This is a genomic window from Pseudomonas faucium, assembly GCF_021602585.1.
Lineage (GTDB): Bacteria > Pseudomonadota > Gammaproteobacteria > Pseudomonadales > Pseudomonadaceae > Aquipseudomonas > Aquipseudomonas faucium.
Window position 1 is genome coordinate 59986 of record NZ_BQIP01000004.1, and the last position, 16069, is coordinate 76054.

At 69.7% G+C, this 16069-nt stretch carries 3 protein-coding genes; all 3 read left to right on the forward strand.

Annotation, left to right across the window (positions count from 1 at the left end):
* Window positions 1–24 precede the first annotated feature (24 nt).
* The 3 genes from L6D75_RS06750 to L6D75_RS06760 are packed head-to-tail and all read left to right on the forward strand — an operon-like array spanning window position 25 to window position 15958.
* The gene (locus L6D75_RS06750) at window positions 25–6405 is read left to right on the forward strand and encodes a non-ribosomal peptide synthetase (protein ID WP_176516653.1); all 6381 of its coding nucleotides are present in this window, start codon (window positions 25–27) and stop codon (window positions 6403–6405) included.
* Window positions 6405–14948: a non-ribosomal peptide synthetase gene (locus L6D75_RS06755; protein ID WP_176516655.1), complete on the forward strand. Its 8544-nt coding sequence runs from the start codon at window positions 6405–6407 to the stop codon at window positions 14946–14948. Before L6D75_RS06750 ends, L6D75_RS06755 begins: the two co-directional genes overlap by 1 nt.
* A 59-nt stretch (window positions 14949–15007) precedes the next feature.
* The gene (locus tag L6D75_RS06760; protein WP_176516656.1) at window positions 15008–15958 is read left to right on the forward strand and encodes an alpha/beta hydrolase; all 951 of its coding nucleotides are present in this window, start codon (window positions 15008–15010) and stop codon (window positions 15956–15958) included.
* Window positions 15959–16069 lie beyond the last annotated feature (111 nt).

Sequence of the window (16069 nt, forward strand, 5' to 3'; positions counted from 1 at the left end):
TTCTCCAGTGATGGCGAGACCGAGATGACACCCCACGACCACTCCACCGATGACGCGCTGCTGGCCCTGCTCTGCGGGCTCGACGAGCCCACCGCCACCCCTGCCGGCATCGTTGCCCTGGGCACCACGGACGCCCCGCTGTCCTTCGCCCAGGAGCAGCTCTGGCTGCTCGCCCAGCTCGACCCCGACGCCGCCACCTACAACCAGCCGCGCGCCTTCATGCTGCAGGGCACGTTGCGCGCCGCCGACCTGCAGCAGGCCCTGGACCGGGTGATCGATCGGCACGACATCCTGCGTTCGTGCATCCAGGAAATTCAGGGCCAGCCACGCCTGCGGGTGGAACGCGAGGCGCGTCTGAACCTGCGCAGCGTCGACCTGCGCGGCCAGCCGCAGGCCAGGCTGCAAGCGGCACTGGAGGCTGACGCCAGCACCCCTTTCGACCTCGCCCAGGCCCCGCTGCTGCGCGCCTGCCTGTACCAGCTGGAAAGCGACCGCCATGTGCTGACGCTGACCAGCCACCACAGCATCAGCGATGCCTGGTCCAACCCGCTGCTGTTGCGCGACCTGGCGCAGGCGTATGCCAGCGGGCAGGCCTTGCCGCGCCCGGCCGTGCAGTACCACGACTTCGCCCACTGGCAGCGCGGCGCCTACCTGGCCAGCCCGGCGCAGGCCCAGGCCGCGCACTACTGGCGCGGCTACCTGGATGGCGGTATCACCCTGCTCGAACTGCCCACCGACCACCCCCGCGGCAGCCGCCCGCCACAGGCCGCCGGGGCCTGTGAATGGGCCATGGCGCCAGGCCTGTTCAACCAGCTCCAGGCCACTTGCCGCAGCCTTGGCCTGACCCCGTTCATGGTGCTGCTGGCGGCCTGGCAACTGGTGCTTGGCCGGCGCAGCGGCCAGGACGACTTCATCCTCGGCGTGCCCAATGCCGGGCGTAACCAGGAGCAGGTCCAGGAACTGATCGGCTACTTCGTCAACAGCCAGATCCACCGCGCCCGCCTCGACCCACGCCAGACCGTCGCCGGCCTGTTCGACCAGGTCCGCCGGCATGCCCTGGCCTGCCTGGAGCACGCCGACCACCCGTTGGAACACGTGCTTGCCGAGCAGCGCCAGGGCGCCAGCGGCGCGCTGTTCCACTGCCTGTTCAACTGGACCAGCGACAACGCCGAGCAGCCCGCCCCAAGCTTTGCCGGCCTGCGCATCGAGCCGCTGCCCAGCGTGCCCGCCAACGCCAAGTTCGACCTCAGCCTGAACGTTCAGGCCGGCCGCGAGCAGTTGCGCATCACCCTGGAATACGACGCCACGCTGTTCGACGCCGCCACCGCCCAGCGCCTGGGCCAGGACTGGCTGGCGCTGCTGCAGGCCATGCTCGACCACCCGCACTGCGCGCTCGGCGAGCTGCAGCTGCCGTCCTGCGCCCAGCACCAGCAACAGCAGCAAGACTGGAACGCCACTGCCCAGGCCTACCCCAGTGCGCCGTCGATCCATGCCCTGGTCGAAGCCCAGGTACGCAGCACCCCCGACGCCACCGCGCTGCTGTTCGGCGACACCACGCTGACCTATGCCCAGCTCAACCGCCAGGCCAACCAGCTGGCCCATGCCCTGATTGCCCATGGCGTGCGCCAGGACACCCCGGTCGGCATCGCCGCCGAGCGCAGCCTGGAGCTGGTGGTCGGCCTGCTGGCGATCCTCAAGGCCGGCGGCGCCTATGTGCCGCTGGACCCTGAATACCCCGCCGAGCGCCTGAGCTACATGTTCGAAGACAGCGGCATCGGCCTGCTGCTGACCCAATCGCACCTGCGCGATCAGCTGCCGCTGCCAGCCGGTTTACCGGTGCTGCTGCTCGACACCGCGCAAACCGCGCAGCCCGAGCACGACCCGCAACTGCCGAGCACGCCCGAGCAACTGGCCTACGTCATCTACACCTCCGGCTCCACCGGCCGCCCCAAGGGCGCCGGCAACAGCCACCAGGCCCTGGCCAACCGCCTGCAGTGGATGCAGGCCGCCTACAAGCTGGACGCCAGCGACACCGTGCTGCAGAAAACCCCATTCAGCTTCGACGTGTCGGTGTGGGAGTTCTTCTGGCCGCTGATCACCGGCGCCCGCCTGGCCATCGCCGCGCCGGGCGACCACCGCGACCCGGCGCGCCTGGTGCAGCTGATCGAACAGCACCAGGTCACCACCCTGCACTTCGTGCCCTCGATGCTCCAGGCATTCCTGCTCGATGGCGAAATGGCCCGCTGCACCGGCCTGCAACGCATCATCTGCAGCGGTGAAGCCCTGCCGGTGGAAGCCCAGTTGCAGGTGTTCGAGCATCTGCCGCAGGCGTGCCTGTACAACCTCTACGGCCCCACCGAGGCGGCCATCGACGTCACCCACTGGACCTGCCGCGACGAAGGCAAGACCAGCGTGCCGATCGGCACCCCCATCGCCAACCTGGGTTGCTGGATCCTCGATGCCGGCCTGCAGCCGCAGGCAGCCGGGGTGATCGGCGAGCTGTACCTGAGCGGCGCAGGCCTGGCCCGCGGCTACCACCGGCGCCCGGCCCTGACCGCCGAACGTTTTGTGGTCTGCCCGTTCCGCGCCGGCGAACGCATGTACCGCACCGGCGACCTGGCGCGCTACCGCGCCGATGGCGTGATCGAGTACTGCGGGCGCATCGACCATCAAGTGAAAATCCGTGGTCTGCGCATCGAGCTGGGCGAGATCGAAGCGCGGCTGATGGAGCAGCCAGCCATCCATGAAGCCGCCGTACTGGCCGTGGACAACCAGCTGGTGGCCTACCTGGTACCCAAGGCCGGCCAGATGGCGCCCGATCGCCAGCAACTGAGCCAGGCCCTGCTGGCCCACCTGCCCGACTACATGGTGCCCAACCACTGGCTTTTCCTCGACAGCATGCCGCTGAGCCCCAACGGCAAGCTCGACCGCAAGGCCCTGCCGCCGCTGAGCGGGCAGCCACAGCAGGCCGCCTACCTGGCGCCGACCAGCGCCCTGCAACGGCAGGTCGCGGCCACCTGGGCCGAGCTGCTCAAGGCCGAGCGCGTGGGCCTGGCCGACGACTTCTTCGCCCTCGGCGGCCACTCGCTGCTGGTGGCGCGGGTGGTTTCGCGCCTGCGCCACGAGCTGGCCCTGGAGTTCCCCCTGCGCCTGCTGTTCGACCAGCCGCGCCTGGGCGATTTCTGCCAGGCACTGGCCAGCCTGCAAAGCGCCACGCCCGCCACCATCCACGCCCAGGCCGAGCGCGAGCAGCTGCCGCTGTCCTTCGCCCAGGAACGCCAGTGGCTGTTGTGGAAGCTCGACCCGGCCAGCACCGCCTACCACATCCCCAGCGTGCTGCGCCTGCAAGGCCCGCTGGACGTCGCCGCGCTGAACCAGGCCTTCGACCAGCTGATCGAGCGCCACGAAAGCCTGCGCACCGCCTTCACCCTCGACGGCGCCCAGCCACGCCAGCAGGTGCTCGCCCCCTGGTCGCTGGCGCTGCAGGCGCAGCCACTGGCTGGCGCCGCCCGCGAAGCCTTCGCCCACAACCTGCTCGGCCAGCCCTTCGACCTGGCCAGCGGCCGCCTGCTGCGCGTCGGCCTGGCGCAAGTGGCCGCCGATGAACACCTGCTGGTGCTGGTGCAGCACCACATCGTTTCCGATGCCTGGTCGATGCAGGTGATGGTCCGCGAGCTGTGCGCGCTCTACCAGGGCCAGGCCCTGGCGCCACTGCCGCTGCAATACGCCGATTTCGCCGCCTGGCAACGCAGCTGGCTCGAAGCGGGCGAGCGCGAGCGCCAGCTGGCCTACTGGCGCACGCGCCTGGCCGGTGAACCGCCGGTGCTGGAGCTGCCCTACGACCAGCCGCGCCGCGACGGCTCCAAGCGCCCGGCCGCACGCCTGCAACTGACCCTGCCGGCGCCGCTGGGCGAGGCCCTGCAACGCTTCGCCAGCGCCCGCCAGGCCACCACACCAATGGTATTGCTGGCCGCCTGGCAAGCCGTCTTGCACCGCTACACCGGCCACGCAGACATCCGCATCGGCGTGCCGGTGGCCAACCGCAACCGCCTGGAAACCGAGCAACTGATCGGCTTCTTCGTCAACACCCTGGTACTGCGTGCCGACTGCAGCGCCGACCTATCGTTCGCCGGGCTGCTGGCCCAGACCCGCCAGGCGATGATCGAGGCCCAGGACCACCAGGACCTGCCCTACGAGCAACTGCTGGAACACCTGATGCCGCAACGCGGCGCGCAGCAGGCGTTGTTCCAGGTGCTGTACAACCACCACCAGGCCGCCGACGCCGCGCATCTCGGCGGGCTGCGCCTGGAGGCCCTGGACAGCCAGCCGCAGCAGGCCCAGTTCGACCTGGCGCTGAGCACAGCCCAGGGTGAACATGGCCTCAGCGCCGCCTTCACCTACGACCGCGACCTGTTCGACGCCGCCACCCTGCAACGCCTGGCCAACCACTGGCAGGCCCTGCTCGAACAGGCCCTGCAGCACCCCGAGCTGCCGCTCGCGCGCCTGGCCATGCTCGCCCCGGCCGAGCGCCTGCAGGCCCAGGAGGCATGGAATGGCGACGCTGTTTCGCACGCGCAAAGCCAGTCCCTGGCCGAACGCATCGAAGCCCAGGCCCAGCGCCGGCCACAGGCCGTCGCCTTGCGCCATCAGGGCCAGGCCCTTAGCTACGCCGAGCTCAACCTGCGCGCCAACCGCCTGGCGCATCGCCTGATCGCCGCCGGTGTGGGCGCCGATGTGCCGGTTGGCCTGGCCGCCGAGCGCGGCTTCGAGATGATCGTCGGCCTGCTGGCCATCCTCAAGGCCGGCGGCGCCTACGTGCCGCTGGACCCTGCGCACCCGGCCGAACGCCTGGCATTCGTGGTCAGCGACAGTGGCCTCAAGGTACTGCTGGCCCAACCCGGCCTGCTCACCGAGCTGCCAGCGGGCAACCTGCTGCGCCTGGACCTCGACGCGGCCCATGCAGAGCAACCCACGCACAACCCGGCGCCACGCAGCGGCGTCGACAACCTCGCCTACATCATCTACACCTCCGGCTCCACCGGCCTGCCCAAGGGCACCCTGCTCAGCCAGCGCAACGTGCTGCGGCTGTTCAGCGCGTGCGACCGCTGGTTCCACTTCGACCATGAAGATGTCTGGACCCTGTTCCACTCCTTCGCCTTCGATTTCTCGGTGTGGGAAATCTTCGGCGCGCTGCTGCACGGCGGGCGCCTGGTGATCGTGCCGCAAACCCTCAGCCGCGACCCGCAAGGCTTGCTGCAACTGCTGGTGGAAGAGCGCGTCAGCGTGCTCAACCAGACCCCTTCGGCATTCAAGCCGCTGACCCAGGCCGCCTGCGCCAATGCCTCGCCAGCGCTGGCCCTGCGCCTGGTGATCTTCGGCGGCGAAGCCCTCGATGTGGCCGCCCTGCGCCCCTGGCTGGAACGCTTCGGCGAGCAGCGCCCGCGCCTGGTGAACATGTACGGCATCACCGAAACCACCGTGCACGTCACCTACCGGCCGATCACCCTGGCGGACCTGGCGCGCAACGTCAGCCCGATCGGCGAGCTGATCGACGACCTCAGCGGCTACCTGCTCGACGGCGAGCTCAACCCGGTGCCAGCGGGCTGCATCGGTGAGCTGTACATCGGCCAGGCCGGCCTTGCCCGCGGTTACCTCAACCGCGCCGGCCTCAGTGCCACGCGCTTTGTCGCCAACCCGTTCGCCGAGGCACCCGGCAGCCGCCTGTACCGCACCGGCGACCTGGCCCGCCGGCGCGGCGACGGCACCCTGGAGTACATCGGGCGCATCGACCAGCAGGTGAAGGTGCGCGGCTTCCGGATCGAGCTTGGCGAGATCGAAGCCCGGCTGCTGGCCCAGCCGGGCGTGGCCCAGGCCGTGGTGCTGGCCGCCCCGGGCCCGGCTGGCACGCGCCTGCTGGCGTACCTGGTGGCCCACCCCGGCCAGCCCCAGGACAGCGCCGCCCTGCGTGCCGCGCTCAAGGCGCAGATGCCCGACTACATGGTCCCGGCCCAGTGCGTGTGGCTTGAGCAGTTGCCCCTGACCGTCAACGGCAAGCTCGACCGCAAGGCCCTGCCGGCGCCACCCGACAGCAATGCCGAACGCCCCTTGCGCACCCCGCACACGCCCTTGCAGCAGCAGCTGGCGGGCATCTGGCAGCAGGTGCTGGGGGTTCAGGTGGTGGGCCTGGACGACGATTTCTTCGAACTCGGCGGCCACTCGCTGCTGGTGATCAACACCGTCTCGCGCATCCAGCTGGAGCTGGGCCGCGAGCTCACCCCGCAGGCGCTGTTCCAGCACCCCACCCTCGAAGCCCTGGCGCTTCACCTGGACACCACCACAACCGCGGTCGATGAACACAAGCTCGACACCCTCGAAGCCTGGCTCGACGAAATGGAGGAACACTGATGGACAGCACTACCGCTTCGAGGATTGCCAAGCGCTTCGTCCTGCTGCCGCTGGAAAAGCGCCGGCAGTACCTGCTGAAGATGCGCCAGGAGGGCCTGTCGCTGGCCAGCCTGCCGATCCCGCAGGTGCGCGAGGAATTCGTGCGCCTGCCACTGTCCTACGCCCAGCAGCGCCAGTGGTTCTTGTGGCAGTTCGCGCGTGACTCCAGCGCCTACCACATCCCCTGCGCCCTGCGCCTGCGCGGCGCGCTGGACACTGCCGCCCTCCAGGCCAGCCTGGCGCAGCTGGTGCGCCGGCATGACAGCCTGCGCACCCGCTTCGTCGAGGACGAGCTGGGCGTCGCCCAACAGGTGGTGGCGGCAGACGACCTGCCGCTGCAGGTGACCCCGCTGCACGAGGCCGCCGTACAGGCCTACCTCCAGGAGCGGGTGCGCGAGCCCTTCGACCTGGCCAACGGCGCCCTGCTGCGCGCCGAACTGCTGCGCCTGGGCGACGACGACCATGTCCTGCTGCTGGTGCAGCACCACATCGTCAGCGATGGCCGCTCGATGCAGGTGATGGTCAAGGAACTGACCCATTGCTACGCCCGCTTCAGCCAGGGCCAGCCGAGCCAGCTTGGCGAATTGCCGCTGCAGTACGCTGACTACGCCATCTGGCAACGCCACTGGATGGAAGCCGGCGAGCAGGAGCGCCAGCTCGACTACTGGCGCCAGCGCCTGGGCAGCGAGGTGCCGGTGCTGGAGCTGCCGCTGGACCGCCCGCGCCCGAGCGTGCAGCGCTTCGAAGGCGCACGCCTGCCGCTGGCGATCTCGCCAGCCGTGGCCCAGGCCGTGCGCCATTGCGCCCAGGCCCACCAGGCCACGCCGTTCATGGTGCTGCTGGCATCGTTCTTGGCCTTGCTGCACCGCTACACGCGCCAGCAGGACATCCGCATCGGCGTGCCCAGCGCCAACCGCAACCGGGTCGAGACCGAAGACCTGATCGGCTACTTCGTCAACACCCTGGTCATCGACGGCCAGTGCCAACCAACCCTGTCGTTCAGCCAGCTGCTCGACCAGGTCAAGGCCACCACGCTACAGGCCCAGGCGCACCAGGACCTGCCCTTCGAGCAACTGGTCGAGGCGCTGCAGCCAGAACGCAACCTCAGCCACAACCCGCTGTTCCAGGTGATGTTCAACCACCAGGTCGATGCGGCCCAGCACAGCGCCCCGGCAGCCGAGCACGGCCTGCACATCGAGCCGCTGGCCCTGGCCGGCGAAACCGCGCAACTGGACCTGACCCTCAATACCCACGAGGATGCCCAGGGCCTGAGCGCCAGCTTCACCTACGCCAGCGCCCTGTTCGACCACGCCACCGTCGAGCGCCTCGGCCAGCATTGGCTGCGCCTGCTGGAGCAGATGCTCGCAGCGCCCGCGCAGGCCATCGGCGAAGTCGACCTGCTGGCCGCCGATGAACGCCGGCAACTGCTGCAACAGTGGAACGACACTGCCCACCGCTACCCGCAAGCACCGTCGATCCATGCCCTGTTCGAAGCCCAGGCGCGCAGCACCCCCGACGCCACCGCGCTGCTGTTCGGCGACACCACCCTGACCTATGCCCAGCTCAACCGCCAGGCCAACCAGCTGGCCCATGCCCTGATTGCCCAAGGCGTGCGCCAGGACACCCCGGTTGGCATCGCCGCCGAACGCAGCCTGGAGCTGGTGGTCGGCCTGCTGGCGATCCTCAAGGCCGGCGGCGCCTATGTGCCGCTGGACCCAGAATATCCCGCCGAGCGCCTGAGCTACATGTTCGAAGACAGCGGCATCGGCCTGCTGCTGACCCAATCGCACCTGCGCGATCAGCTGCCGCTGCCAGCCGGTTTACCGGTGCTGCTGCTCGACACCGCGCAAACCGCGCAGCCCGAGCACGACCCGCAACTGCCAAGCACGCCCGAGCAACTGGCCTACGTGATCTACACCTCCGGCTCCACCGGCCGCCCCAAGGGCGCCGGCAACAGCCACCAGGCCCTGGCCAACCGCCTGCAGTGGATGCAGGCCGCCTACAAGCTGGACGCCAGCGACACCGTGCTGCAGAAAACCCCATTCAGCTTCGACGTGTCGGTATGGGAGTTCTTCTGGCCGCTGATCACCGGCGCCCGCCTGGCCATCGCCGCGCCGGGCGACCACCGCGACCCGACGCGCCTGGTGCAACTGATCCACCAGCACCAGGTCACCACCCTGCACTTCGTGCCCTCGATGCTACAGGCCTTCCTGCTCGACGAGCAGGTCGCCACGTGCAGCGGGCTGCAACGCATCGTCTGCAGTGGCGAAGCGCTGCCGGTCGACGCCCAGCAGCAGGTATTCGCGCGCCTGCCACAGGCGAAGCTGTACAACCTCTACGGCCCCACCGAAGCGGCCATCGACGTCACCCACTGGACTTGCCGCGACGAAGGCAAGACCAGCGTGCCGATCGGCACGCCGATCGCCAACCTGGCCTGCTGGGTGCTCGACGCCGGCCTGCAGCCGCAGCCTGCCGGGGTCATCGGCGAGCTCTACCTCGGCGGCGCAGGCCTGGCCCGCGGCTACCACCAGCGCCCGGCGCTGACCGCCGAGCGCTTCGTCGCCTGCCCGTTCCAGCCCGGCGCACGCATGTACCGCACCGGCGACCTGGCGCGTTACCGCACCGATGGGGTGATCGAATACTGCGGGCGCATCGACCACCAGGTGAAGATTCGCGGCCTGCGCATCGAACTGGGCGAGATCGAAGCACGCCTGATGGAACAGCCGGCCATCCATGAAGCTGCGGTGCTGGCCGTGGACAACCAGCTGGTCGCCTACCTGGTGGCCAAGGCCGGCCAGCCCGCGCCCGATCGCCAGCAACTGAGCCAGGCCCTGCTGGCCCACCTGCCCGACTACATGGTGCCCAACCACTGGCTTTTCCTCGACAGCATGCCGCTGAGCCCCAACGGCAAGCTCGACCGCAAGGCCCTGCCCAAGCCCGGCGCGGCCCAGCCACAGGCGAGCTACAGCGCCGCCGAGGATGATGTGCAGGCGCGCCTGGTACAGGTCTGGCAGCGGGTGCTCAAGCGTGAGCAAGTGGGGATCGACGACAACTTCTTCGAGCTCGGCGGCGACTCGATCGTGTCCATCCAGCTGGTCAGCCACGCCCGCCGCGACGGCCTGCACTTCACCCCCAAGGACCTGTTCAGCCACCAGACCGTGCGCACCCTGGCGCGCGTCACCCAGACCCAGGCGCAAGCGGCGCAGGCCACTTACCTGCCGGCCCGTGGCAACAGCCTGTTGCTGCCGATGCAGCAGCAGTTCTTCGCCCTGGCCATGCCCGAGGCGCAGCGCTGGAACCAGTCGGTGATGCTCGCGGCCAGCCAGGCGCTGGCCCCGGCCCACGTGCGCCAGGCGCTGCACGCCCTGGTGGCGGCCCACGATGCCCTGCGCCTGCGCTTCACTGAAGCTCAGGGCCAGTGGCAAGCCCAGTTCGGCGAACAGGCGCCCGGCGCGGACCTGCTCTGGCAGTTCGACCCCAGCCTCGGCGAAACCTGGCAGGCCCTGTGCGACCGCGCCCAGGGCAGCCTGGACCTCGCCCAAGGCCCGCTGCTGCGCGCCGTGCTGGGCGAAGACCAGGGCCAGGTACGCCTGCTGCTGGTGATCCATCACCTGGCCGTGGACGGCGTGTCCTGGCGCATCCTGCTCGAAGACCTGCACAGCGCCTACACCCAGGCCAGCGCCGGCCAACCTTGCCAGTTGCCGCCGCGCACTCTGCCGGTCCAGGACTGGGCGCTGCGCCTGCAGGCCTATGCGCAGAGCCCGGCCGGCGAGCAGGAGGCGGCGTTCTGGCAACACCAGGGCAGCGGCATCGACACCGCCCTGCCCGCGCTCGACACCAGCGCGCCGCTGCGCGTGCGTGACAGCCAGAGCGTCACCACCCACCTGGACGCCGAAAACACCACACGCCTGCTCAAGCAATGCCCGGCGGCCTATCGCACGCAGATCAACGACCTGCTGCTCGCCGCCCTGGCGCGCGTGCTGCAGCGCTGGACCGGCGCCCGCGAGCACCTGGTGGAGCTCGAAGGCCATGGCCGCGAAGCCTTTGCCGACGACGAAGCCCACCTGACCCGCACGGTCGGCTGGCTCACCAGCCTGTACCCGGCGCGCATCAGCGCCGGCGACTCGCTGGCCGTGGCAATCATGCTGACCAAGGAGCAGCTGCGTAGCCTGCCCGGCAAAGGCGCGTTCTTCGGCGCCTTGCGCAGCTATGCCCGCCCGGCGCTGCGCGAAGCCTTGAACGCCTTGCCCGCCGCGCGCATCACCTTCAACTACCTCGGCCAGTTCGACAGCGGCAACGACGATGCCAACGCCCTGCTGCGCCCCACCCCGGCAGACAAAGGCCGCGAGCAGCACCCGGACGCCCCGCTGCAGAACTGGCTGGCGCTCAATGGCCAGGTCTTCGACGGCGAGCTGCGCCTGAACTGGCGCTTCAGCCCGCTGATGTTCGACCCGGCGCAAATGCAGCAACTGGCCGACGACTACGCCGGCGAGCTGCGCGCCGTGATCGCCCTGTGCGGCCAGGGCCTGCGCATCGGCCTGACCCCCTCCGACGTGCCGCTGGCGCACCTGACCCAGGCTCAACTGGCCACGCTGCCGCTGCCCTGCGAGCAGGTCGAGGACATCTACCCGCTGACCACCGTGCAGCAGGGCATGCTGTTCCACACCCAGGACAGCGGCGACGGCGACTTCTACATCAACCAGACCAGCGTGGCGGTCGAGGGCCTGCACGCCGAGCGCTTCATCGCCGCCTGGGGCCAGCTGGTGGAACGCCACGAGATGCTGCGCAGCGCCTTCTGGCAGGCAGCGCACCTGCGCGAGCCGCTGCAGGTGGTGCTGCGCCAGGGCCGGCTCGACGCCCGTGAACAGGACTGGCGCGGCCAGGCCTGCGACCCGGCGCGCCTGGCCGCGGCCGCCGAAGCCGAGCGCCGCCGCCCCTTCGACCTGCTCGCCCCGCCCTTGCTGCGCCTGCTGCTGGTGCGCCTGGACGACGAGCGCCACCAACTGATCCTGACCAGCCACCACATCCTCATGGATGGCTGGAGCCAGTCGCGCCTGCTCGGCGAGCTGTTCCAGTGCTACGCAGGCCAACCCCTGCCGGCCCGGCAAGGCCGCTACAGCGACTACATCCGCTGGCTGCAGGCACCGGCCCAACAACACAGCGAAGCCTTCTGGCGCCCGCGCCTGGCCGAGCTGCAGGGGCCAACGCAACTGGCCGGTGCCGCCGGCACCCGCAGCCGCTCGGGCGCACAAGGCCACGAGGCGCTGTACCTGCACTGGGACGAGCAGCGCACCCGCCGCCTGCGCGAACAGGCCCAGCGCCTGCGGGTCACCCCCAACACCCTGGTGCAAGCCGCCTGGGTACTGCTGCTGCAGCGCTACACCGGGCAGCCGACCGTGTGCTTCGGCGCCACGGTATCCGGGCGCCCGGCGAGCCTGGCCGGCGCCGACAGCCTGCTGGGGCTGTTCATCAATACCTTGCCGATCATCCAGACCCCGCACCCGGCGCAACCTGTGCACGCCTGGCTGCAACAGCTGCAGACCTGCAACTTGCAAGTGCGCGACCACGAGCACACGCCGCTGGTGGACATCCAGCGCTGGGCCGAAAGCAACGGCCAGGCCTTGTTCGACAGCATCATCGTGTTCGAGAACTACCCGATCGACGAGCGCCTGCAGTCGGCCGGTGACGCCGGCCTGCGCTTCGGCGAGGCGCAGCTGCGCGATGTCACCAACTACCCGATGGACCTGGCCGTGCACCTGAACACGCGCCTGCGCATCGAGTTCCTGTACCGCCTGGACCACTTCCAGGCGCACCAGGTCGAGGCCCTGCGCGGCCACTACGAGGCCTTGCTGGAAAGCCTGCTGGGCAACCCCGATGCCGCCATCGGTACCCTCGGTTTGCCGGTCGCCAGAACCCAGCCGCCGCAGCTGGCGAGCGCCGCGCCACAGCCGGACCTGGCCGCGCTGATCGGCCGCCACGCCAGCCTGCGCCCCGAGCAGGTCGCCGTGCGCTGCGACGGTCGCGCGCTGAGCTATGCCCAGCTGGAGCAGCAGGCCAACCGCCTGGCCTGGACCCTGATCGAACGCGGCATCGGCCGCGAGGACCGGGTCGGCATCGCCCTGGGCCGCTCGGTGGACACGATCGTCGCCTTCTACGGGGTGATGAAGGCCGGCGCCGCCTACGTGCCGCTGGACATCGACTACCCTGCCGAACGCCTGCAGTGGATCATCGGCGATGCCGACGTCGCCCTGCTGCTGACCGAGCAGGCCATTGGCGAGCGCCTGGGGGTGCCTGCGCAAAGGCGCCTCGACCTGGACCGGGCGCAGCTGTCGTCGAGCGACCACGACCCGGCCCTCACGGCCCTGGACGAGCAGCTCAGCTACATGATCTACACCTCCGGCTCCACCGGTAACCCCAAGGGCGTGGCCGTGGCGCGCGGCCCGCTGCGCATGCACTGCCAGGCGATCATCGAACGCTACGAAATGACCCCGGCCACCCGCGAGCTGCTGTTCATGTCGTTCGCCTTCGACGGTGCCCAGGAGCGCTGGCTGTCGACGCTGGTCAGCGGCGGCCAGCTGGTGATCCGCGGCAACACCCTCTGGACCCCGCAGGAGACCTGGGATGTGCTGCACGCCGAGGCGATCAGCATCGCCTGCTTCCCGCCGGCCTACCTGCAGCAACTGGCCGAGTACGGCCAAGGCCAGCCGACCCCGCCGCCGGTGCGCATCTACTGCTTCGGCGGCGATGCGGTGGCCGACGCCAACTTCGAGCTGGTCAAGCAGGTGCTCAAGCCCCAGTACCTCACCAACGGCTATGGCCCGACCGAAACCGTGGTCACCCCACTGCTGTGGAAAGCGCCGGCCAGTGCGCACTGCGACGCGGTGTATGCACCGATTGGCGAGGCGGTGGGCAAGCGCACGCTGTATGTGCTCGACGATTGCCTGAACCCGCTGCCGGTGGGCCTTGCCGGTGAGCTGTACATCGGTGGCGAAGGCGTGGCGCGGGGATACCACCGCCGCCCAGGGCTGAGCGCCGAGCGCTTCGTCGCCGACCCGTTCAGCCACGGCGGCGGGCGCCTGTACCGCACGGGCGACCTGGTGCGCCAGCGCCAGGACGGGGTGTTCGACTACCTCGGGCGCCTGGACAACCAGGTGAAGATCCGCGGTTTTCGCATCGAGCTGGGGGAAATCGAAGCGCGCCTGCGTGACGTCCCCGGCGTGCTCGATGCGGTGGTGGTGGCCCGCGAGGCGGCCAGCGGCAAGCAGCTGGTCGGCTATGTGGTGCGCAGCGCGGGCGAGCGCGCCACCGCGCCGCTGCTCGAGCACCTGCGCCAGGTGCTGCCGGACTACATGGTGCCGGCCCAGCTGATGGTGCTCGATGCCCTGCCGCTGACCCCCAACGGCAAGGTCGACCGCCGTGCGCTGCCCGAGCCGAGCCAGCCCGCGCGCGCTTACCAGGCGCCCGCCGACCCGCGCCAGCAGGCCCTGGCGGCCATCTGGGCCGAGGTGCTGGGGCTGGATCAGGTTGGCGTGAGCGACCACTTCTTCGAGCTCGGCGGCGATTCGCTGGGCGTGCTCAAGGTGCTGTCGCGCCTGCGCAACCAGCCGGAGCTTGGCCTGAACCTGAAGCTGCGCGACCTGATCGCCCGGCCGACCATTGCCCAGCTGTGCCCGGCCAGCGACCAGCCCCAGGCCGCGCTCGACCCGCTGTTGCTGCTCAACCGCAAGGTCGAGCAGCAGGCGCCGCTGTTCTGCCTGCACGCAGGCTTCGGCACGGTGTTCGACTACCGCCCGCTGGCCCAGCGCCTGGACGGCCTGTGCAGCGTCTACGGCCTGCAGAACCGCATGCTGCTCGACCGCCAGTGGCAGGACGAATCGCTTGAGGCCATGGCCATCGACTACGCCCAGTACATCCGCCAGAAGCAGCCACAAGGGCCGTACCGCCTGCTCGGCTGGTCGCTGGGCGGCACGCTGGCGATGCTGGTCAGCCGCGAGCTGGAAAGCCAGGGGCAGCAGGTCGAGCTGCTGGGCCTGGTGGACACCTACCTGCCGGGCGAAGCTGGCGCTGCGCTGGATGAGGACTGCGCTGGCGACCTGCAGGCCTTCCTCGCGGTGGTCAGCGGCTGCCCTGCGGCCAGCCTGCCGCTGCTCTCGGCGCCGGCCGATGCCGATGCGGCGCAGTTGCAGCGGTTGATCGAACAGAGCCTGCACGGTGTCGAGGCCAGCAGCCTGCCATCGAGCGAGGAACTGGCCCGCACCTTCGTCGCAGCCATGACCCTCAAGCGCCTCTCGCGGCAGCTGCACACCCTGCCGGAGGTGGCCGCGCGCCTGGACTGCTGGTGGGCGAGCGGTTGCAATGCCGAGCATGCCCAGGCTTTCGAAGCGAACCGCGCAGTGCGCTCCAGCCAGCGCCTGAATGCCGACCACTACGCCATCGTCGGCCATGGCGCGCTGCTCGACGCCGTGCACGAGCGCCTGCACAAGGTGACTGCGCCAGCGCTCTGAACCAACGCCCGGCCGCGCTCTGCGGCCGGGCCTTTTTCATCGATTTAAGGAATACCTGAATGTCCCTGGACAGTGACCTGGAAGCCTTCCTGGAATTGGCCGAACTCGGCCGCCTGACCGGCAAGAGCCAGCCCATGCACGCGCTGAGCGTGGCCCAGGCGCGGGCGGAATTCGCCAAGACCTCGCGCCTGCTCGACCCGGACCCACCGGCGAATATCGAGGTGAGCGAGCTGTTGTTCGCCACCCGCGATGGCGCGCAGTTGCCCGCCCGCCTCTACCGCCGCCCGGGCATCACGCCCATGGCCACGCTGGTGTACCTGCATGGCGGCGGTTATGTGCTCGGCAGCCTCGATTCGCACGATTGCGTCTGCCGTCGCCTGGCCTGCCTGGGCGATTATGCGGTGTTCGCACCCGAGTATCGGCTGGCCCCGGAGCAGCCGTTTCCGACGGCCCTGCATGATTGCCAGGATGCCGCGCAGTGGTTGCACGACAATGCCGATGCACTGCAGCTGCAAGCGACGGACCTGGTGCTGGCCGGCGACAGTGCCGGCGCGACCCTGGCCACGGTGATGGCGATTACCGCAGCCGGGCAAGCGCAGGGCATGCCGGTGAAGGCGCAGCTGCTGTTCTATCCGGTGGCGCACAGCACTACCCACCGTGATTCGCATCAGCGCTATGCCGAGGGGTATCTGCTGGAGACTGCGACGCTGGACTGGTTCTATGCGCACTACCTGGGCAGCAACCAGGCCCAGGACGACTGGCGCGCTTCGCCATTGCTGCACCCGGCATTGCCGGCCATGGCGCCGGCCTATGTCAACCTGGCGCAGTACGACCCGCTGTTCGATGAAGGGTTGGCGTATGTCGGCAAGCTTGAAGCCAGTGGCACGCCGACCACCCTGCGCATCGAAGCCGGCCTGACCCATGATTTTCTGCGGATGTCGGGGATTACCGGGGCCAGTGGCGAAGTGTACGCGGCGGCTGGGCGATGGTTGGAGGGGGTTTTGGGCTAGCCGCGGCATCTCTTGGGGTAGTGAGATCGAGCGCCGCCCGCGCGGCGCATCGCGGATGAATCCGCTCCTACATTTGTTGCAACGTGCCACGGTCTGTCAGGCCATGTTTGC